Raw genomic sequence first — 18,832 nt, 5'->3', positions numbered from 1 at the left:
AGGTTGCGCTCGAATCAGAAGCTGCGCGAGACGCTGGCCACCCACGGCCACAGGCCGCGGTCGGTATAGCCGGTGTGGGCGTTGCCGAACACGCGGTCCATCTCCACGCTCCAGCGCCCGGCGTTCCAGATCAGCCCGGCGTGACCATAGTGGTAGTGCGCGGTGGACACCAGCCCGTACAGGGCCGGCGGCGCCTGGCTGATCCCGACACCCGCCGCCAGCGACAGCGGGCCGGCCAGCGGCTGGTGCGCGGTCAGGTCGAGCGCCCCGTACCAGCGCTGGTGCAGGCCGCTGTCGGGCATGCGGAAGGCGGCCAGCGACAGGCTGAGGCGGTCGCGGTAGCTCCAGCCCAGGCTGAACTCGTCGCGGTTGAACAGGCGGTCGGCGCGCGTGCCGGGGTAGCGGTACAGCAGCGCCTCGGCCTGTAGCTGCCAGCTGTCGGACAGGGTCCAACTGCGCGACAGGCCGACGCTGCCCATCAGCACCTTGCCCGGCGCATCCAGCGCCACGCTGGCCGAGCCGCTCAGCGACCAGCCCGGCGCCGGCAGCCAGAACAGCGCGCCCTGCAGGGTCGGGGCATTGCGGGTCACGGCGATGCCGCGGTCGACCAGTTGCGAGCTGATCCCGGCCGCGCCGCCGACGTCGCCGGCCAGCGCGGCAGGGGCGTGCAGCGCTGCGAGCGCCAGGCCCAGGGCCAGGGCCAGGGCCGCCGGTCCGGCGCCTGGACGCGCCGACGGCCGGAGCGCGCTTCTGCGACGGCCCGCGTGCATGTTCAGCATGCGCGGCCCGCACTGCGGCGCCGCGTTGCGGCGCGGGGCAGGGACGGGGCACCAATGACGGCTGGGGGCACACGCACGGCGGTTCGATGCTCGCAGGTCAGGGGAACGGCACGGGCGCGGCGCGATGGCCGGCCCGTCGGGCGCCGAATATGACCGGATCGGGCAGTCAGTTCAATGCAGGCTGTGCAGATAGGTGATCAGGTCCTGCAACTGCTTGGTGTCGTCGAGCCCGTCGTACTTCATCTTGCTGCCGGGCAGGGCCTTGGACGCCGGCTGCGACAGGTAGCTGCGCAGCTTGTCGTCGCTCCAGGTCCACTGGCTCTGCTTCATCGCGTCGGAGTAGTTGTAATCGGACACGCTGCCGGCGCGGCGTCCGACCACGCCGAACAGGGTCGGGCCTTTCTTGTTCTTGGCCGGGGCGGCGCTGTGGCACTCGGCGCATTCGCTGGCGAACACGCTGGCACCGGGCGTGCCGCCGGCGGCGTGCGCGCTCGACGCCAGCGCGGCGGCCAGCGGCAGCAGGCCGGCCAACAGGCGGCGCAGGGGGAGGGCAGTGGCGGGTTTCATGCGGGAAGCTCCGTGCGGGGGAATCAGAACGCGAGGCTCAGGCTCAGCGCGAACTGGTTGAGGTCGCGCGGGCGGGTGACCGGGATGGCGCCGAACACGTTGCCGGTGCTGCCGTTGAACTTGCTGAAACGGAACCAGGTCGCGGACAAGCGCAGGTTGGAGATCGACGAGTAGCTGTCGTCCTTGCCGAACGGCGCCCACGAGGCGCTGATCAGGTTGCTGGTGGTGTCCGGCGCGCCGTACGGGCGGTAGCGGAACGGATCGTCCGAGCCGCTGTTGATGAAGTGCGCCAGCAGCAGGCTGTAGCTCTGCCTGTAGGTGTAGTTGAGGCTGATCGACTGGTCGCGGACGCTGGCCCGGCGCGGGCCGGCCAGGGCCGGATTGGTCGGGTCGATCAGCGCGCTGCCGTAGCGGCGGCGTTCGTAGATGTTGAGGTAGCCGAGCTTGAGGATGTGCTCGCGGGTGCCCAGGAACTGGTAGTTGAGGTCGTAGCCGAGATCGGTGAAGTCGTCGCGCGGACCGGTGCTGCGCGGCAGCTGCCGGCGCGTGGTCAGCGCGACCACGCCGGCGGAGAAGAACTGCCGCTTGAGGTCCTTCAAGTAGCTCAGGCGCAGGTAGCCGGTATCGCTGAGCTTGCCCGGATCGCCGCCGACGGCGTAGCCCAGGTCGTCCTGGGTCGACACCGGCAGGGCGGTGTAGGTGCCCAGTTCGCCGTACCAGTTGCGGTCGTACAGGCCGTAGACGCTGCTGCCGATCACCCGGTTGGACAGCGACGACTGGTTGAGCAGGGTGGTCGAGCTGGCGTAGGCCGAGGCCGGGCCCAGGCCGGAGGCATTGGGCAGCATGCCGATCGGATCCTGGCTGCCGGGGTTGTTGTTGACGCTGACGCCGAGCAGCGCGTCCTTGCCGCCGACCTGGAAGCGCTTGAGCACCGCGCGCAGGTCCACGTTGTCCAGGCGCGTGCTGTAGTCGTTGCTGCCGTTGTTGCTGGTGGCGACCTTGACGTAACCGCCGACGTTGTCGGTGATGCGCCCGGCCAGGTACAGGTCGGCCTCGCTGAAGCGGGTGCGGCTCTCGCCGCGCGCCGGCACGCTGCGGTTGGCGGTGAGCTGCGCCGAGACCGGGACCTTGGTGCCGTTGCCGTCGCTGTCGGTGTAGCCGCCGAGCTTGAAGCGCATGCCGTACGGGGTCAGCGCCGGGCCGTAGGCGCCGATGTGGCAGTCGGCGCAGGAGGAGCCGGTCTGCCGCGCGAACGCCGGCACCGCCGCCGCGCGCGGGCTCAGCACCAGCAGCAGCGAGCCCAGCGCCGACCACAGCAGCGCCTGCTCGGCGCCGCGCGTCCTGTCGCTGCGGGAGGAGGTGGAGAGGGACGACGGGGCCTGGTGCATGCGGGGAGTCCTTTGGCGGGTGGGTGCGGCGACGGACGCGAACGAGAGAGGGAAGGGCGGCTCAGCGGCGGCGCAGGAACGGCAGCATCCGTTGCAGCACGGCATCGCGGCGCACGAGGTGGTGCCACAGCGCCGCGCCGATGTGCAGCAGGATCAGCGCCAGCAGCAGCCAGGCCGCATCCACGTGCCAGGCACCGAGGCGGTCGGCCAGGTCGGGATCGGGCGCGACCAGCGCCGGCAGGGTGGCGCCGAACAGATGCACCGGCTTGCCCATCGACTGGCTCAGCGCCCAGCCCAGCAGCGGCAGGGTCAGCAGCAGCGCGTACATCACCACGTGGGTGGCGCCGGCCAGCAAGCGCATCAGTGCCGAGCCGGCCTCCGGATCGTGGCGCTTGCCCAGGCGTATCCGCAGCGCCACGCGCAGGCAGAACAGGCCGAGCACGAACAGGCCGAAGTGGCGGTGGCCTTCCAGCAGCCACTGCCGCCACATGCGGCCGTCGACCTCTTCGCGCAGCAGGATCAGGCCCGCCGCCAGCACCAGGCACAGTACGGTGAGCCAGTGCAGCCACACCATCGGCCGCGGCAATGCCGCCGGCGTGGCAGCGGAGGGAACAGGCGGTGGCGGCGCGGCCGGCGTGGGGACGGTCATGGCGGTACGCGGTGTCCTTGGGCGAGACGAGGCGAAACTGCGGCGCGATGCCGTTGGGCTTCGCTGCAGCGGTGGTCGTCGATGGGTGCCGGCGTTGCGGCGAAAGGTTGCGTTGCGACGCGCGCCGGCCTCGCGCAACCTTTCCGCGGACGTGCGGCACTCAGCCTGGACACTCCGATGCGGAGCCCGGCTCGGGCACTCTGATGGCAATCGAACGAATCCAGTTGCGGACGCACGGCGACGCGCGCGGACAGCTCGTGGCGCTGGAGCCACAGCGCGACCTGCCGTTCGACATCCGCCGCGTGTACTACCTGTTCGCCACCCGCAACGGCGTGCACCGCGGCCAGCACGCGCACCGCCATCTCAACCAGTTGGCGGTGGCGCTGCACGGCTCGGTGTCGTTCCTGCTCGACGACGGCAGCGGCCCGGTGCAGGTGGTGCTGGACGATCCGTGCCAGGGCCTGCTGCTCGGCAGCATGGTCTGGCGCGATCTCTACGACTTCAGCGAGGACTGCGTGCTGATGGTGCTCGCCGACCAGGCCTATGACCCGACCGACTACATCCTCGACTACGACGAGTTCCTGCGCGAAGCCGCGGGCATGCGCCGGCAGGAGGCCTAGCGATGGCGCGCCCCCTGGTCATCGTCGGCGCCGGCGAACTGGCGCAGATCGCCTGCGAATACTTCACCCACGACAGCGACTACGAGGTGCTGGGCTTCAGCGTGGAGCGCGACTACCTGTCCACGCCGATCCTGGCCGGTCTGCCGGTGGTGGCCTATGAAGAGCTCGAGCAACGGTATCCGCCGTCGCAGGTGGAGGTGTTCGTTGCGATCCCGGCCAGCGGCCTCAACCGGCTGCGCACGCGCTTCTACCTGGACGCCAAGCGCCGCGGCTATCGCATGGCCAGCTACGTCAGCTCCCGCGCCTTCGTCTGGCGCAACGTGGAACTGGGCGAACACTGTTTCGTGTTCGAGCACAACGTGCTGCAGCCGTTCACCCGCATCGGTGCCAACTGCATCCTGTGGAGCGGCAACCACATCGGCCATCGCACGGTCCTCCACGACCACGTGTTCGTGGCCTCGCACGCGGTGATTTCCGGCTATTGCGAGATCGGCGCGAGCAGCTTCGTCGGGGTCAACGCCACGCTCAGCGACCGGGTCAAGGTCGCCGCCGACAACGTGATCGGCGCCGGCGCGCTGCTGACCCGCGACACCGAGCCCGGACGCCTCTACGTCGGTGCGCCGGCGCGGGCGGTGGCCGGCAAGTCCAGCTTCGACGTGACGCTGTGAGGCGCATGTTCGCCTGGCACAAACGCGGCCTGGTGTTCGCCACCGCGTGCGACGGCGTCGGCGGCTGGATGCGGCACTCGGCGCTGACGCCGACGCCGCTGCGCCTGGATGCCGAGCGCCTGCGCATCTACGCCGGCTTCCGCGACGATGCCGGGGTCAGCCGCATCGGCTACGTCGACGTGCGTGCCGACGATCCGACCCGGGTGGTGGGCGTGAGCGCCGAGCCGGTGCTGGACATCGGCCGCGCCGGCTGCTTCGACGACAACGGCATGATCCTCGGCGATGTGGTGCACGGGCCGGACGGCCTGTACCTGTTCTATGTCGGCTTCCAGCAGGTGGCCCGTGCCAAGTTCCTGGCCTTCACCGGCTTGGCGGTGTCCACCGATGGCGGCGACTCGTTCCGGCGCCGCCAGGACACGCCGCTGCTGGATCGCGCGCCGGGCCGCAGCACGATCGCCGCGGTGCATTCGGCGCGCTACGAAGATGGCCGCTGGCGGCTGTGGTACGCGGTGGGCGACGACTGGGAATGGATCGGCGGCACGCCGTATCCGCGCTACCACATCCGTTGCGTGGAGACCGACGACCTGCTGGCGATCCCGCGCCAGGACACGGTGTGCCTGCAGCCGCAGGGCGAGGAATACCGCATCGGCCGCCCGCGGGTGTATCGGCACGACGATCGCTACCTGATGCTGTTCACCCACGGCAGCCGCGACGGCGCCTACCTGCCGGGCATGGCGGTCAGCGACGACGGCCGCCGCTGGCAGCGCTGCGACGCCGCGCTGGGATTGCCGCTGTCGGCCGAAGGCTGGGACGCGCGCACGCTGTGCTATCCGGCGCTGATCCGCCACGGCCAGCGGCTGCTGCTGTTCTACAACGGCAACGCCATGGGCCGCGACGGCTTCGGCGTGGCCGAGGCGACGCTGCCCGCCGGCATGCGCTGGGAGGACGCCGATGCTGTCGGTTAGGGCCTACACCGTGGCCGATGCGCCGGCGTGGGACGCCCTGGTGGACGCCTCGCGCAACGGCAATCTGCTGCACCGGCGCGGCTACATGGACTACCACGCGGCGCGCTTCGCCGATGCCTCGTTGCTGGTCGAGGATGCCGGCACGCCGGTGGCGGTGTTTCCGGCCAACCGCGAGGGCGATGCGGTCACCAGCCACGCCGGCCTCAGCTATGCCGGCCTGCTGTCGACCCACGCGCTGCGCGCGACGGCGACGCTGGAGGCATTCGAACGCATCGCCGCGCACTACCGCGGCATCGGCGTGCGCACGCTGCTGTACAAGGCGGTGCCGCATCTGTTCCACCGCAGCCCGGCGGAAGAAGATCTGTACGCGCTGCACCGGCTCGGTGCGCAGTTGCAGCGCCGCGACCTGTCTTCGGCCGTCGCCCTGCGCGAGCCGCCGCGCTTCGCCGCCGCGCGCAAGCGCTCGGTCGCCAAGGCGCGCCGCGCCGGGCTGCGCGTGCAGCGCGTGGACGACCCGGCGCCGCTGCATGCGCTGCTGGGCGAGGTGCTGCAACGCCACCATGCACGTCCCACCCACCGCCTGGACGAACTGCGTCTGCTGTGCGCGCGCTTTCCGGCGCAGATCGTGCCGTACGAGGTCCGCGACGGCGCGCAGTTGCTGGCCGGCGCGTTGGTGTACGACTTCGGCCATGTCGTCCACACCCAGTACCTGGCCTGCTCGGAGCAGGGCCGCCGCGCCGATGCGCTGAGCCTGCTGCTGGCCGAGCTGATCGAGCAGGTCTACGCGCAACGCCAGTTCCTCAGCCTGGGCATTTCCACCGAGCAGCAGGGCCAGGTGCTCAATGCCGGCCTGGTCGAGCAGAAGGAGCGCTTCGGCGCGCGCGCGGTGGTCCACGATTTCTACCGTTGGGAGTTGCAATGAGCCTGCCGCCGGCCAGCGTGCCGTTCCTCGACCTGCGCGCCGGCAACGCACGCCATGCCGACGCGCTGAAAGCCGCGGCGGCGCGCGTGATCGATTCCGGCTGGTATGTGCTCGGCGAAGAACTGGACGCGTTCGAGCGCGAGTTCGCCGCCTACTGCGGCAGCGCCCACGCCATCGGCGTCGGCAACGGCATGGATGCGTTGACCCTGATCCTGCGCGGCTACCGGGCGCTGGGCCGGCTGCACGACGGCGACGAAGTGCTGGTGCCGGGCAATACCTTCATCGCCAGCTTCCTGGCGATCAGCGAGAACCGGCTGCGGCCGGTGCCGCTGGAGCCGGAGGCGGCCAGCTTCAACCTGGATCCGGCGCAGGTGCGACGGGCGATCGGCCCGCGCACGAAGGCGATCCTGGCGGTGCACCTGTACGGGCAACTGGCGGACATGGCCGCCTTGCGCGGCCTCGCCGAGCAGCACCGCCTGCTACTGATCGAGGACGCGGCGCAGGCACATGGCGCGCGCCGCGACGGACGCCATGCCGGCAGCTTCGGCGACGCTGCCGGCTTCAGCTTCTTCCCCGGCAAGAACCTGGGCGCGCTCGGCGACGGTGGCGCGGTGACCACCGACGACGACGCGCTGGCTGCGCAACTGCGCGTGCTGCGCAACTACGGCTCGGACATCAAATACCGGCACCTGTTGCAGGGCGTGAACTCGCGCCTGGACGAACTGCAGGCGGCGCTGTTGCGGGTCAAGCTGCACTATCTGGATGCGGACATCGCCGCGCGCCGCGCGATCGCCCAGCGCTACCTGGACGGCATCGCGCATCCGCAGATCGCCTTGCCGCAGGTGGCCGACCCGGCCGCGCATGCCTGGCATCTGTTCGTGGTGCGCAGCGCGCAGCGCGATGCGCTGCAACGGCACCTGCAGTCCCAGGGCGTGCAGTGCCTGGTGCATTACCCGACGCCGCCTCACCGGCAGCCGGCCTATCCGGAACTGGCGATGCTGCAGCTGCCGCTGTGCGAGCGGCTTGCCGCCGAAGTACTGAGCCTGCCGATCGGCCCGACCCTGGACGAGGCGGCGGTGGCGCAGGTGATCGACGCCTGCCGGCGTTTCGGCGGCGTGGTGGCATGAACGTGCTGCGCAGCGGCGTGTACAGCGGCGTGGCCACCGCGGCCAAGCTGCTGGCTGCGTTGCTGGTGCTCAAGCTGGTGGCGGTGTACGCCGGTCCGGCCGGGGTCGCCCGGCTCGGCCAGTTCACCAGCCTGATGTCGCTGCTGGCGGTGCTGGCCGGCGGCGGCATCGGTGCCGGCGTGGTCAAGTACGTGGCCGAGTACCGCGACGATGCGCCGGCGCTGACCCGGCTGCTCGGCAGCGCGCTGGGCTACGCCTGCGTGGCCGCCTGCGCAATGGGCGTGGCCGCGCTGCTGTGCAGCCGCCCGATCGCCGAGCGCCTGCTCGGCGATGCGCAGTCCCAGCCGCTGATCTGCGTGCTGGCGGTGGCGCAGCTCGGCATCGCCCTGGCCAACTACATCCTGGCGGTGGTCAACGGCTTCATGGACGTGCGCCGGCTGGCCTTCATCCAGGTCGCCGGCGCGGTGCTGAGCGTGCTGCTGGTGGCCGCGCTGGCGCGTGGGCTGGGGTTGTACGGGGCGTTGCTGGGCCTGGTGCTGGGGCAGGTGGCCTGGCTCTGCGCCGGGGTGCCGGCGCTGCGGCGCAGCCCGTACTTCCGCCGCGAGATGCTGCGCATCCGCTTCGACCCGGCGATGCTGCGGCGGCTGGCCGCGTTCTCGACCATGACCCTGGCCTCGGCGCTGCTGCCGTTGCTGGTCAACATCGGCGTGCGCGATCACCTGGCCGGCCAGTTCGGCTGGCGGCAGGTCGGCGACTGGCAGGCGGTCAGCCGCGTCTCCGACGCCTACCTGTTGTTCTTCACCACCGCCATCAACGTCTACTACCTGCCCAGGCTGGCGGCGCTGCACACGCGCGAGGCGCTGCTGCAGGAACTGCGCGGCGCCTACCGCTACGTGCTGCCGGCGGTGGTGCTGGCCGCGGCGGCGGTGTACCTGTGCCGCGACGGCATCACCCGCCTGCTGTTCTCCGAGGATTTCGCCGCCGCACTGCCGCTGTACGCGCCGCAGTTGCTCGGCGACGTGCTCAAAATCGCCTCCTTCGTGCTGTCCTACCTGATGCTGGCCAAGGCGATGACGCGGCTGTTCGTGCTGTCCGAATGCCTGTTCGCGGCCAGCTACCTGGGCCTGGTGGTCCTGTTCACCGCGCGCATGGGCCTGATCGGCGCGGCCTACGCGTTCGCCTGCAACTACGCGCTGTACCTGCTGTTCAACGTGCTGGTGGTGCGCCGCTACCTGCGAGGACTGGGCTGATGGACGCACCGCAACCGCCGCCGCCACTGCCGCTGGTGTCGGTGCTGATCCCGGCCTACAACCACGCGCACTTCGTGCAGCGCTGCCTGGACAGCGTGCTGGAGGATCCGTACCCGCACAAGGAACTGGTGATCGTCGACGACGGCTCCAGCGACGGCACCGCCGAGGGCATCGCCGAGTGGATCGCGCGCCATGGCGACAAGCTGCACGTGCGCTTCTGGCCGCGCGAGAACCTCGGTATCGCCGCCACGCTCAACCACCTGGTGGCGATGGCCCGCGGCGAGTTCCTGCGCCTGGGGGCCAGCGACGATTACCTGTTGCCCGGCGGGCTGGGCGTGCAGGTGGCCTACCTGGGCGCGCATCCGCACAAGGCCGCGGTGATCGGCGACGCCATCGTGGTCGACGCGCAGGACCGCACCGTGCACCAGAGCAGCATGCGCGACCTGCACCGCGTGGACAAACGCCTGTACCTGAGCGAGGCCGGCATCCGCCGCGCGGTGATCCGCCACTGGGCGGTGAGTGGGGCGGTGGCGCTGGTCCGGCGCAGCGCGCTGCGGCCGGGCGCGGCATGGGACGAGGGTCTGCGCATCGAGGACTGGGATTTCTTCCTGCGCCTGGTGGCGCGCGACGCCCTGGGCTTCCTGGACGTGGCGGTCTGCGCCTACCGCGTGCACGCGCGCAACGCCAGCCGCACCCGGCACCTGCCCAGCCGCCTGGCCAACCTGGCCGAGTCGCGCCAGGTGGCGCTGCGCCGCGCGCGGCTGTTCGATCCGGCCTGCCGCACCTTGCTGCAGGCGCAGGCGCACTACATCGCCGCCAAGATCGCGTTCCTGCGGCGCAGTCCGCTGGCGCTGGGCGGCCACCTGCTGGCGCATGCGTGGCTGTCGTTGTTGGCCCGGCTGCGGCAGCGCGACCAGCCGGCACTGGCGCAGCGCAAATGAGCCGGCTGTTGCGCCTGCCGTCGGCCTATTTCGGCCTGCCGCTGCTGCTGAGCTGCGCGCTGACCCTGCTGACGTTCGACATGCCGCCCGGCTATTTCGCCGGTATCGCGCTGCTGGCCGCGGTGGCGCTGGCGACGCTGGGGCTGGACGCGCTGCTCGGCATCCGCCTGCCGCCGCTGGCGGCGTTCCGGGCGCGCGAGTACGCCGGCACCCGCGAGGCCTTCGTCGCGCTCGGCCTGGCTGCCGCGGTGGGGCTGTTCTGCCTGCTGGACCTGCTGCTGTTTCCGATTCCGTTGCTGCACAACCCTTCCGCCTACGCCGACCTGAGCCCGCTGCAGGCGCACGTGCGGCATGTGTCGAACATGTGCTGGATCCTGCCGCCGATCAGCCTGCTGTGCGGGCGCGCGCGCGGCGTGCGCAACGCGCTGCTGCTGGCCGGCTTCGCCTTCCCGGTGCTGGTGATCGACCGCAACCGGCTGTTCGCGGCGGTGTTCAGCGTCGGCCTGCTGCTGTTGCTGCGCCGCGACCCGGCGCGGCCGCTGCCGTGGAAACGGGTGCTGGCGCTGCTGTGCGCCGGCGCCGCCGCGTTCTCGTTACTCGGCACGCTGCGCTCCGGCTCGCTGGATTCGGTGGCGTTGCCGTTCGGCGCGCTGTACCGGGCCGCGCCGCAGGGCATCAAGTGGCTGCTGCTGTACATCGGCGCCGGCCCGTACAACTTCGGCGCGCTGCTCAGCAAGGGCTACGCGAACGCCAGTTTCCTGGTCAACCAGCTGGTGCCGCTGAGCGGTTCCATTGCCACCGCCGGCACCGGCATCCCGCTGGATGCGCCGAACATCAATGTCGGCACCGAGTTCCTGCCGTTCCTGCTGGCCGGCGGCCCCGGTGCCGCGCTGGCGGCGATGCTGGCGCTGTACGCGGCGCTGCTGTGGAGCGTGCGCCTGCTCGGCCGCGGCGTGGCGCTGTTCAACCTGCTGGTGTTCCTGCGCATCGCCTACGCCTGCGTGATGTCGCCGTTCGCGCCGCAGGCCTTCACCTGGACCAATGCCGGCTTCGTCGCGCTGTGCCTGCTGCTGCACGCCTGCAGCGCCTTGCTGCCGAACCGCCGCGATGCCGCAGCGGCCACGGCGTTGCCTTCCCTTTCCTCGAGCTGCCAGTTGCCATGACCGACACCGCCATGCACCAAGACGAAATCTACCTGATCGACCTGTGGCGGATCCTGCGACGGGAATGGCGCTGGTGCCTGCTGCCGCTGCTGCTGGCGTTGGCGCTGGCGGCGCTGTTCCTGCACGGCGCGACCCGCCAGTGGCAGGCCACCGCCTGGGTGCAGGTGGGCGAGTTCGGTCCGACCCCGGCCGGGCGCGACCCCAAGCTGGAGCCGTTCCAACGGGTGATCGACCGGATCAAGACCCGGCTGTTCCAGGACCAGGTGCTGCGCAGCGCCGGCGTGGCGCCGGACAGCCGCCAGGCCGCGCTGTACCGCGACAGCCTGAAGCTCGACCCGGACCCGTACGCCAACCTGATCCAGCTGAGCGTGCGCGCCGAGTCGCCGCGGCAGGCACGGCAACTGGCCACGGCCACCATCGCACAGCTGCAGGCGCTGCACCGGCACATCCAGGCCGGCCCGCTGCAGCAGGCCACTGCGCGGCTGCAGGAATTGGCCGCGGACATCGCCGCGACCCAGGCCGAGCGCGAGCGCCTGCTGCAGCAGCAGCGCGACGGCCGCGGCAGCGTCGAGCAGCAATTGCTCGGCAATATGCTGCTGTCGGAGAAGACCACCACGCTGCGCGGTCTCAAGGCCGAGCGCGAGGATCTGCTCGGCCGGCTCGGCGCCCGCTATACCTACGACACCTCGGCGCCCTGGGAGACCTATGTGCCGCCGCGTGCCGCGTTCCCCAACCCGGTGCTGGTGCTGGCCGCGGCGCTGCTGGCCGGGTTCGGCGGCGGCGTACTGGCCGCGGTGGCGCGCGACGCGCTGCGCCGGCGCCAGACGCGGCCAGCCAGGGCGACGGCCGCCATCGCGTAAAGGCAGCGCGCCGATTCAACCAAACGCCACTGCCGCCGCACCTACCTGCAAGACCGCGCGATCGGTTCGTGCGGATTCCGACAAGGGCAGGGCAGTGGAGAGGGGCAGGTGACAGCGAATGGCAAGGCCGGCGCCGCGGCGCGCGCGGCGACTCTGGACCCGGTGCGGCTGCTGGACACGCAGCGCGCCTTCGACAGCGTGGCCGCCGACTACGATGGCCCGCGCGGCAACAACGCGCTGATCCAGCGCATGCGCAAGACCTTGTGGGACACGGTGGGCACGCAGGTGCCGGTCGGCTCGCGTCTGGTCGACCTGGGTTGCGGTACCGGCCTGGATGCGCACGCCTTCGCCCAGCGCGGCTACCGCGTGCTGGCCACCGACTGGTCGCCGCAGATGGTCGAGCGCACCCGTGCCCGCGCGCAGGACCCGACCCTGCACGGGCGGCTCAGCGTGGCGCATGTCGGCATCCAGCAGCTGGATCTGCTCGACGGCGAGTTCGACGGCATGTACTCCAACTTCGGCCCGCTCAACTGCGCGCCGGATCTGCCGCAGGTCGCCGGCCAGTGCGCGCGGCTGCTGCGCCGCGACGGCCGCCTGGTGTTCTCGGTGATCGGCCGCCTGTGCCCGTGGGAGCTTGGCCATTACCTGCTGCGCGGGCGGCTGCGCCGTGCCGGCGTGCGTGCCGCGCGCGGCGCTACCGCGGTGGGCATGAACGGGCACACGATCTGGACCTGGTACTACCTGCCGCGCGAGTTCTATCGCGCGTTCGCGCCGCATTTCGCGCTGGAGTCCTACCGCGCGCTCAGCCTGTGCCTGCCGCCGCCGTACCTGGTCGACCACTACCAGCACCACCCGCGCCTGGGCGAGGCGCTGGGCCGCCTCGACGACCGTATCGGCGGCTGGCCGCTGCTGCGCGACATGGGCGACCACTTCCTGATCGTGATGCGCAAGCGCTGAGCATGGCCGTGTCTGCCGCCGCCGTCGAAATCTGCCTGGAGGGTGCGCGCATCGCGCAGGCCGCCGGGGCGGTGCGCGCGCCGTTGGCGTTGCATGCCGGCCGTATCGCCGCGGCGGCCACGCCGGCGGCGCTGCGCATCGCCTTGCCCGGACATGTAGTGCTGCCGGGCCTGATCAACGCCCACGAACATCTGCACGTCAACGCGGTGCCGCCGCTGCCGCAGGCCGCACCGTTCGCCAACAGCTATGACTGGATCGCGGCCTTCGCCGCGCATTTCCGTACCCCGGCGGTGGCCGCCGCGCTGGCCCTGCCCAAGCCGCTGCGGCTGCGCCACGGCGGGCTGAAGAACCTGCTGGCCGGGGTGACCTGCCTGGCCCACCACGATCCCTGGCATGCGGCGCTGGACGCGGCCGACTTCCCGGTGGCGCTGTTGCGCGACTTCGGCTGGAGCTACACCTTGCACGGCCCCGACTACGGGCCGCCGCTGGCGCACAGCTTCGCCGCGGCCACCGCCGCCGGCTGGCCGTGGATGATCCACCTGGCCGAAGGCACCGACGCGGTGGCCGCCGGCGAACTCGCCGAACTGGATCGGCGCGGCTACCTGACAGGGAACACGGTGCTGATCCACGGCGTCGGCCTGCGTGCGGACGACGTCGCGCGCGTGCTTGCCTGCAACGCGGCGGTGGTGTGGTGCCCGAGCAGCAACCTGACCCTGCTCGGACGCACCCTGGACCCGCAGCGCCTGAGCGCCGCCGGGCGCCTGGCGCTGGGCAGCGATGCGCGGGTCAGCGGCGGCCGCGACCTGCTCGACGACCTGCGCCTGGCCGCGGCCCATGGCCTGGACGCCACTCAGGCGCTGCGCCTGGCCACGACCGCCGCGGCCGGCATCCTGTGCTTGCCCGATCGCGGGCACCTGGCGCCGGGCGCGCACGCCGATCTGTTGATCGTCGCCGACCGTGGCGGCGCGCCGGCACAGAGCCTGGTCGGGCTGCCGCGCAGCGCCCTGCGTGCGGTGGTGCGCGCCGGGCGGCCGCGGATCGCCGATCCCGACTTCGCCGCATGGTTCGCCGCCGCCGGTGTGGACACGGTGCCGGTGACGCTGGACGGGGTACCGAAACTGCTGGCGGCGGAGCTGGCCGACCCCGCGCTGCTGGCGCTGGAGCCGGGCCTGGCACTGCGAGCAGCGCCGCCGCGCGCAGGCGCGGAACAACGTCTGCAGAGCTGCCAGGCATGAACGCCGTCCCGACCCTCGATCCGCTCGCCGCCTACGCCCTGTGGGCGGACAGCTACCCGGCGCAGGCGCACAACCCGGTGATGCAGGCCGAGCAGCGCGCCATGCTGGCGCTGCTGCCGGCCACGCTGCATGGGCACCGCGTGCTCGACGCCGGCTGCGGCAGCGGCCGCTACCTGCGGCATGCGCTGCAGCGCGGCGCCGACCACGTCACCGGCGTGGACCTGTCGCCGCAGATGCTGGCGCGCGCCGCGCAGGAACTGGCCGACGTCGACGCCGGCCGCTGCACCTTGCACGAAGGCAGCCTGGAGTCCTTGCCGCTCGCCGACGCCAGCGTGGACCTGAGTCTCTGCGCGCTGGCGCTGGGGCATCTGCCGCAGCTGGCGCCGGCCCTGGCGGAACTGCACCGCGTCACCCGGCCCGGCGGCTGGGTGCTGTGCAGCGACGTGCACCCGATCGGTCCGGCGCTGGGCTGGCGCCGCGACTTCAAGGCCGGGGGCCAGCGCTATGCGGTGCGCCACACCCAGCACCTGTACAGCCACTGGCACGCCGCCTGCGCCGCGCTGGGGCTGGCCATCGACGCGGTCAGCGAACCGATGCTCGACCCGGCGGACATTCCCGCCGGCGCCCATTTCGATCCCGCTGCATTGCAGGTGCCGGTGGCCCTGGTGCTGCGCCTGCGGCGCCTGCCGTGACCCCCGTCCTGCGTTCGCCCGCCATGCCCTCCACATCCAACACGCTGCTGGTCAATCCGCCCATCACCAAGCCGGCCAGCGCCCGCTTTCCGCTGTCGCTGCTGCATCTGGCGGCGGCGTTGGACCGCCACGGCGACAGCCGCATCATCGACGGCAACGTCGACCGCGACTTCATCGAGCGCAGCCTGCAGGCGCTGCAGGCGCAGCGCTACGACGCGGTCGGCATCAGCGTGATGGGCGGGCCGCAGCTGGCGCCGTCGATCGCGCTGTCGCAGGCCATCCGCGCGCGCTTCCCGGCGCTGGCGATCGTCTGGGGCGGCTATTTCCCCACGCTGTACCCGGACACCGCGCTAGCCGCGCCGTACGTGGACTACGCGATCCGCGCGCAGGGCGAGGACACCTTGCCGGAATTGCTGGCTTCCCTACGCGGCGAGGGGCCGATGCTGGCGCAGATCGACGGGCTGTCCTGGAAGCAGGACGGCGCCGTGGTGCACAACCGCAACCGCGCCTTCCAGCGCGGCGACACGCTGCCGTCGCTGCCGTACGAAAAACTCGGCGAGCCGCGCCGCTATCTCGGCCGCACCTTCCTCGGCCGCCGCACCGCCGCGCACCAGGCCGCGCTGGGCTGCCGTTTCCGCTGCACCTTCTGCGGGGTGGCGGCGATGTTCGGCGGCGCCACCGCCTTGCCGACCGCGGCACGCCTGGAACGCGAGCTGGGCTATCTGAAGTACGGCCTGGGCGCCGACGCGATCCAGTTCTTCGACCACAACTTCTTCGACCGCGAAGCCGACATGATCCCGCTGCTGGAGGTGATGGCGAAGCTGGAACTGCCGTGGTGGTGCTACGCGCGCGCCGACGCGCTGCTCAACCTGTCCGAAAGCACCTGGACGCTGGTGCGCAAGAGCCGCCTGCGCATGGCCTATATCGGCGCCGAGTCGCCCAGCGGGGCGATGCTCAAGGAGATCCGCAAGGGCACGCGTCCCGACCAGACGCTAGAAGTGGCCGAACTGTGCCGGCGCAACGGGGTGATCCCGGAGCTGTCGTTCATGGTCGCACCGCCGCAGGACAGCGAACGCGAGACCGAACAGACCTTCGAGTTCATCCGCGAACTGAAGCGGATCAACCCGCAGTCGGAAATCATCGTCTACGTGTACACCCCGTTGCCGGACAGCAGCCGCCACGCCAAGGACCGCGGCCGCCGCGCTGGCATGCCCTTGCTCGACCGCGACGGCGTGCCGGTGCAGTTCCCGCGCACGCCGGAGGAGTGGGCGCAGCCGCAGTGGGTGGACTATGCCTGCCATGCCGATGCGCCCTGGCTCACCGATGCGCTGCGCCAGCGCATCCGCGATTTCGTCACCGTGCTCGGCTGCCGCTATCCCACCGCGCAGGACCCGCGCTCGCCGGGCTGGGCCAAGCGCGGCCTCAGCGCGCTGGCGGCGTGGCGCTACCGCTACCGGCGCTACGACCGGCCGTGGGAACTGAACCTGGCCAACCGGCTGGTGCGCCTGCACCGGCCGCAGGTGTCCGGGATCTGAGCATGGTCGGGAATGCCGCCCGCGCCATGCACGCTGTGCAGCTCAACTTCGTGCCGCTGCCGGACGGGGTGACGCCGGAGCAGGCCTTCGCGCTGTGGCCGTCGCTGGCCGACATCGCCGACGCGGTGGCCAGCGCCGGCACCCGCGTCTCGGTGATCCAGGCCGCCGCGGTCGATGCGCAGCTGCGGCGCGGCGGCGTCGACTACCACTTCGTGCGCCGCGCCGATGCCGGGCGCCGGCGCCACCTGCGGCGCATCGCCGCGTTGCTGGCCGCGCTCGACGCCGACGTGGTGCACGTGCACGGCCTGCAGTTCGCGCGCGAGGCGGCGATGCTGGCGCGCTGGCAGCCGTCGCGGCCGATCCTGCTGCAGGACCACGCCAACCGCCCGCCACGCTGGTGGCGGCGGCCGCAGTGGCGGCGCTGGTACGCGGCCGCGGCCGGTATCGCCTTCACCTCGCTGGAACTGGCACGTGGCTTCGTCGGTGCCGGCCTGTTCGCCGGGTCCACGCGCCTGTTCGCCATTCCCGAATCCAGTTGCCGCTTCACTCCCGGCGAGCGCGACCAGGCGCGCCGCGACAGCGGACTGGACGGCGCGCCCTGCGTGCTGTGGGTCGGCCATCTGAGCGAAGGCAAGGATCCGCTCACCGTACTCGACGGCGTGGCCCGCGCCAGCGCGCAGTTGCCCGGGCTGCAACTGTTCTGCGCGTACGGCGAAGCGCCGCTGCTGCCGGTGGTGCAGCAGCGCATCCAGGCCGATCCGCGCCTGGCCGGCCGCGTTCACCTGCTGGGCCTGGTCGAGCACGCGCGGATCCAGACCCTGATGCGCGCGGCCGACCTGTTCGTGTCCGCCAGCCTGGCCGAGAGTTGCGGTTACGCCGCGCTGGAGGCCTATGCCTGCGGCGCGGTGCCGGTGCTGACCGATATCCCGGCGTTCCGCGCGCTCAGCGATGGCGGCCGGGTCGGGGCGCTATGGCCCTGCGGCGATGCCGACCGTCTGGCGGCCGCGCTGTTGCGGGCATCGCGCGAAGGCACGTCGCCGGCACTGGTGCGCGCGCACTTCGATGCGCAGCTGTCGTTCGCAGCGGTCGGGCGGCGCTGGGCGCGCGCCTATGCGCAGTTGCTCGGCGCCGCGCCGCGGAGCGCGGCATGAAGCTGGCGCTGGTGGTGCCGGGCGGGGTCGACCGCAGCGGCGCGTACCGGGTGATCCCGGCCTTCCTGAGCCTGATCGAACGCCTGGCGCGCGTGCACGAGCTGCATGTGTTCGTGCTGCACCAGGAGCCGCTGCCGGCACAGTGGAATCTGCTGGGCGCGCGCATCCACAACATCGGCGCGGTACGCACGCGCTGGCGCGCGATCGCGGCGATCCGCGCCGAACATCGCCGCGCGCCGTTCGACCTGGTGCAGTCGCTGTTCTCCGGCCACTGCAGCCTGATCGCAGTGGCGGCGGCGCGCTGGCTGCGGCGGCCGAGCCTGGTGCACATCGCCGGCGGCGAACTGGTCGCGCTGCCTGCGATCGGCTACGGCGGCCGGCGCAAATGGCAGGGCCGGCTGCGCGAGGCATTGGTGTTGCGGCTGGCGAGCGCGGTGACCGCGGCCAGCGCGCCCATCCTCGACAGCCTGCGGGCACTGGGCATCGCCGCCGAACGCGTCCCGTTGGGCGTGGACCTGCGCGCCTGGCCGCCGCGCCCGCCGCGTGCGCGCGGGGACGGGCCGGCGCGGCTGCTGCACGTGGCCAGCCTCAATCCGGTCAAGGACCAGACCACTCTGCTGCGCGCGCTCGCCGCGCTGGCCCGCGCCGGGGTCGACTTCCGCATCGACCTGGTCGGCGTGGACACCCTGGACGGTGCGATGCAGCGCCTGGCCGCGGCGTTGGGTTTGAGCGCGCGCGTGCGCTTCCTCGGCTTCAAGACCCAGCGCGAACTGCGTCCGCTGGTGGAGGCCGCCGATCTGCTGGTGCTGTCGTCGCTGCACGAAGCCGGGCCGCTGGTGCTGCTGGAAGCCGCCGTGGCCGGGGTGCCGACCGTGGGCACGGCGGTCGGGCATCTGCTGGAATGGGCGCCGTCGGCCGCGCTGGCGGTGCCGGTGGGTGACTGGGCCGGGCTGGCCGATGCGCTGCGCCAGGTGCTCAGCGACGACGAACTGCGCCTGCGCCTGGCCTGGGCGGCGCAATGCCGCGCCGTGCGCGAGGACGCCGACGGCAGCATGCGTGGCTTCAGCGCGCTGTACCAGCGCCTGTGCGCATCGCGCAACGCCGATGGGCGGCGCGCGGCGCAGAATGGCTGACCTGGCACACGCCGTCGCCAAATAGTGGCAGCGTCGCGTTTGTCGGCCGCTGTCAGCGGCTCTCCAAGCGCTCGCTCTGGTCGCGGCAAGGCCACAGGCGTCGGTCGGTGTTCGCATATCTGCGCATTCGCCACGCACAACGTCGTCCCGTCGTTCCGTAGGAGCGGCTTCAGCCGCGACAGCCTTGCCGGGAAAGCCTGGGCGCAGCTGATCCCACATGGGGACAAGAA

Annotated in this window: 19 protein-coding genes; 15 read left to right on the top strand and 4 right to left on the bottom strand. The window is 71.8% G+C overall.

All coding sequences use genetic code 11. The features are described from left to right. Window positions 1–14 precede the first annotated feature (14 nt). The 4 genes from NKJ47_RS11200 to NKJ47_RS11185 all read right to left on the bottom strand — a co-directional run bounded on the left by NKJ47_RS11200 (window position 15) and on the right by NKJ47_RS11185 (window position 3,308). Window positions 15–770, bottom strand: a complete 756-nt coding sequence (locus tag NKJ47_RS11200; protein ID WP_254457989.1) for a hypothetical protein — start codon at window positions 768–770, stop codon at window positions 15–17. 180 nt (window positions 771–950) lie between these two features. Next, window positions 951–1,346 carry a c-type cytochrome gene (locus NKJ47_RS11195; RefSeq protein ID WP_254457988.1) on the bottom strand — a complete coding sequence of 132 codons (396 nt, stop codon included), beginning with the start codon at window positions 1,344–1,346 and terminating at the stop codon, window positions 951–953. Window positions 1,347–1,369: 23 nt separating this feature from the next. Further along, window positions 1,370–2,734: a cytochrome C gene (locus NKJ47_RS11190; RefSeq protein ID WP_254457987.1), complete on the bottom strand. Its 1,365-nt coding sequence runs from the start codon at window positions 2,732–2,734 to the stop codon at window positions 1,370–1,372. A 61-nt stretch (window positions 2,735–2,795) separates the two neighbouring features. Next, window positions 2,796–3,308, bottom strand: coding sequence for a cytochrome b (locus NKJ47_RS11185; protein ID WP_429002534.1), 513 nt, complete (start codon window positions 3,306–3,308; stop codon window positions 2,796–2,798). Window positions 3,309–3,586: 278 nt separating this feature from the next. Between NKJ47_RS11185 and NKJ47_RS11180 the strand changes: the two genes are divergently transcribed. From NKJ47_RS11180 to NKJ47_RS11110, 15 genes are all read left to right on the top strand, one after another. Next, window positions 3,587–4,003, top strand: a complete 417-nt coding sequence (locus NKJ47_RS11180; protein ID WP_254457985.1) for a sugar 3,4-ketoisomerase — start codon at window positions 3,587–3,589, stop codon at window positions 4,001–4,003. A 2-nt stretch (window positions 4,004–4,005) separates the two neighbouring features. Beyond that, entirely contained in the window at window positions 4,006–4,671 is a 666-nt protein-coding gene (locus NKJ47_RS11175) for an acetyltransferase (protein ID WP_254457984.1), read from the top strand. 5 nt (window positions 4,672–4,676) lie between these two features. Next, on the top strand, window positions 4,677–5,636 hold the full coding sequence (locus tag NKJ47_RS11170; RefSeq protein ID WP_254457983.1) for a hypothetical protein: 960 nt from the start codon (window positions 4,677–4,679) through the stop codon (window positions 5,634–5,636). Continuing rightward, on the top strand, window positions 5,623–6,558 hold the full coding sequence (locus tag NKJ47_RS11165) for a GNAT family N-acetyltransferase (RefSeq protein ID WP_254457982.1): 936 nt from the start codon (window positions 5,623–5,625) through the stop codon (window positions 6,556–6,558). Before NKJ47_RS11170 ends, NKJ47_RS11165 begins: the two co-directional genes overlap by 14 nt. Beyond that, complete coding sequence (locus tag NKJ47_RS11160; protein ID WP_254457981.1) at window positions 6,555–7,685, top strand: DegT/DnrJ/EryC1/StrS family aminotransferase; 1,131 nt, start codon at window positions 6,555–6,557, stop codon at window positions 7,683–7,685. Before NKJ47_RS11165 ends, NKJ47_RS11160 begins: the two co-directional genes overlap by 4 nt. Next, window positions 7,682–8,935, top strand: coding sequence for an O-antigen translocase (locus tag NKJ47_RS11155; protein WP_254457980.1), 1,254 nt, complete (start codon window positions 7,682–7,684; stop codon window positions 8,933–8,935). Before NKJ47_RS11160 ends, NKJ47_RS11155 begins: the two co-directional genes overlap by 4 nt. Next, a complete protein-coding gene (locus NKJ47_RS11150) occupies window positions 8,935–9,876 on the top strand; it encodes a glycosyltransferase (protein ID WP_254457979.1) in 942 nt (313 codons plus the stop codon). Before NKJ47_RS11155 ends, NKJ47_RS11150 begins: the two co-directional genes overlap by 1 nt. Next, the gene (locus tag NKJ47_RS11145) at window positions 9,873–11,039 is read left to right on the top strand and encodes a hypothetical protein (RefSeq protein WP_254457978.1); all 1,167 of its coding nucleotides are present in this window, start codon (window positions 9,873–9,875) and stop codon (window positions 11,037–11,039) included. Before NKJ47_RS11150 ends, NKJ47_RS11145 begins: the two co-directional genes overlap by 4 nt. Before the next feature lie 11 nt (window positions 11,040–11,050). After that, complete coding sequence (locus NKJ47_RS11140) at window positions 11,051–11,899, top strand: Wzz/FepE/Etk N-terminal domain-containing protein (protein WP_254457977.1); 849 nt, start codon at window positions 11,051–11,053, stop codon at window positions 11,897–11,899. A gap of 108 nt (window positions 11,900–12,007) precedes the next feature. Continuing rightward, complete coding sequence (locus NKJ47_RS11135; RefSeq protein WP_254457976.1) at window positions 12,008–12,856, top strand: class I SAM-dependent methyltransferase; 849 nt, start codon at window positions 12,008–12,010, stop codon at window positions 12,854–12,856. A 2-nt stretch (window positions 12,857–12,858) separates the two neighbouring features. Then, window positions 12,859–14,091 (top strand): amidohydrolase family protein, encoded by a 1,233-nt coding sequence (locus NKJ47_RS11130; RefSeq protein ID WP_254457975.1) that lies wholly within the window; start codon window positions 12,859–12,861, stop codon window positions 14,089–14,091. Further along, entirely contained in the window at window positions 14,088–14,783 is a 696-nt protein-coding gene (locus NKJ47_RS11125; RefSeq protein ID WP_254457974.1) for a class I SAM-dependent methyltransferase, read from the top strand. The genes NKJ47_RS11130 and NKJ47_RS11125 overlap by 4 nt, the downstream gene beginning before the upstream one ends. Before the next feature lie 23 nt (window positions 14,784–14,806). Then, window positions 14,807–16,318, top strand: a complete 1,512-nt coding sequence (locus NKJ47_RS11120; RefSeq protein ID WP_254457973.1) for a B12-binding domain-containing radical SAM protein — start codon at window positions 14,807–14,809, stop codon at window positions 16,316–16,318. Between the two features lie 26 nt (window positions 16,319–16,344). Continuing rightward, the gene (locus NKJ47_RS11115) at window positions 16,345–17,469 is read left to right on the top strand and encodes a glycosyltransferase family 4 protein (protein WP_254457972.1); all 1,125 of its coding nucleotides are present in this window, start codon (window positions 16,345–16,347) and stop codon (window positions 17,467–17,469) included. Further along, window positions 17,466–18,602, top strand: a complete 1,137-nt coding sequence (locus NKJ47_RS11110) for a glycosyltransferase family 4 protein (RefSeq protein WP_254457971.1) — start codon at window positions 17,466–17,468, stop codon at window positions 18,600–18,602. Before NKJ47_RS11115 ends, NKJ47_RS11110 begins: the two co-directional genes overlap by 4 nt. The last annotated feature ends 230 nt before the right edge of the window (window positions 18,603–18,832 follow it).

The sequence above is a fragment of the Xanthomonas sacchari genome, from assembly GCF_024266585.1.
GTDB classification, from domain to species: Bacteria; Pseudomonadota; Gammaproteobacteria; order Xanthomonadales; family Xanthomonadaceae; genus Xanthomonas_A; species Xanthomonas_A sacchari_C.
This window is presented reverse-complemented; position numbering and strand designations above follow the sequence as displayed.

Bases quoted from the DNA above. Each gene is read 5' to 3' on its own strand.
- NKJ47_RS11200 (WP_254457989.1), bottom strand. From the start codon at position 770: ATGCACGCGGGCCGTCGCAGAAGCGCGCTCCGGCCGTCGGCGCGTCCA.
- NKJ47_RS11195 (WP_254457988.1), bottom strand. From the start codon at position 1,346: ATGAAACCCGCCACTGCCCTCCCCCTGCGCCGCCTGTTGGCCGGCCTG.
- NKJ47_RS11190 (WP_254457987.1), bottom strand. From the start codon at position 2,734: ATGCACCAGGCCCCGTCGTCCCTCTCCACCTCCTCCCGCAGCGACAGG.
- NKJ47_RS11185 (WP_429002534.1), bottom strand. From the start codon at position 3,308: ATGGTGTGGCTGCACTGGCTCACCGTACTGTGCCTGGTGCTGGCGGCG.
- NKJ47_RS11180 (WP_254457985.1), top strand. From the start codon at position 3,587: ATGGCAATCGAACGAATCCAGTTGCGGACGCACGGCGACGCGCGCGGA.
- NKJ47_RS11175 (WP_254457984.1), top strand. From the start codon at position 4,006: ATGGCGCGCCCCCTGGTCATCGTCGGCGCCGGCGAACTGGCGCAGATC.
- NKJ47_RS11170 (WP_254457983.1), top strand. From the start codon at position 4,677: ATGTTCGCCTGGCACAAACGCGGCCTGGTGTTCGCCACCGCGTGCGAC.
- NKJ47_RS11165 (WP_254457982.1), top strand. From the start codon at position 5,623: ATGCTGTCGGTTAGGGCCTACACCGTGGCCGATGCGCCGGCGTGGGAC.
- NKJ47_RS11160 (WP_254457981.1), top strand. From the start codon at position 6,555: ATGAGCCTGCCGCCGGCCAGCGTGCCGTTCCTCGACCTGCGCGCCGGC.
- NKJ47_RS11155 (WP_254457980.1), top strand. From the start codon at position 7,682: ATGAACGTGCTGCGCAGCGGCGTGTACAGCGGCGTGGCCACCGCGGCC.
- NKJ47_RS11150 (WP_254457979.1), top strand. From the start codon at position 8,935: ATGGACGCACCGCAACCGCCGCCGCCACTGCCGCTGGTGTCGGTGCTG.
- NKJ47_RS11145 (WP_254457978.1), top strand. From the start codon at position 9,873: ATGAGCCGGCTGTTGCGCCTGCCGTCGGCCTATTTCGGCCTGCCGCTG.
- NKJ47_RS11140 (WP_254457977.1), top strand. From the start codon at position 11,051: ATGCACCAAGACGAAATCTACCTGATCGACCTGTGGCGGATCCTGCGA.
- NKJ47_RS11130 (WP_254457975.1), top strand. From the start codon at position 12,859: ATGGCCGTGTCTGCCGCCGCCGTCGAAATCTGCCTGGAGGGTGCGCGC.
- NKJ47_RS11125 (WP_254457974.1), top strand. From the start codon at position 14,088: ATGAACGCCGTCCCGACCCTCGATCCGCTCGCCGCCTACGCCCTGTGG.
- NKJ47_RS11120 (WP_254457973.1), top strand. From the start codon at position 14,807: ATGCCCTCCACATCCAACACGCTGCTGGTCAATCCGCCCATCACCAAG.
- NKJ47_RS11115 (WP_254457972.1), top strand. From the start codon at position 16,345: ATGCACGCTGTGCAGCTCAACTTCGTGCCGCTGCCGGACGGGGTGACG.
- NKJ47_RS11110 (WP_254457971.1), top strand. From the start codon at position 17,466: ATGAAGCTGGCGCTGGTGGTGCCGGGCGGGGTCGACCGCAGCGGCGCG.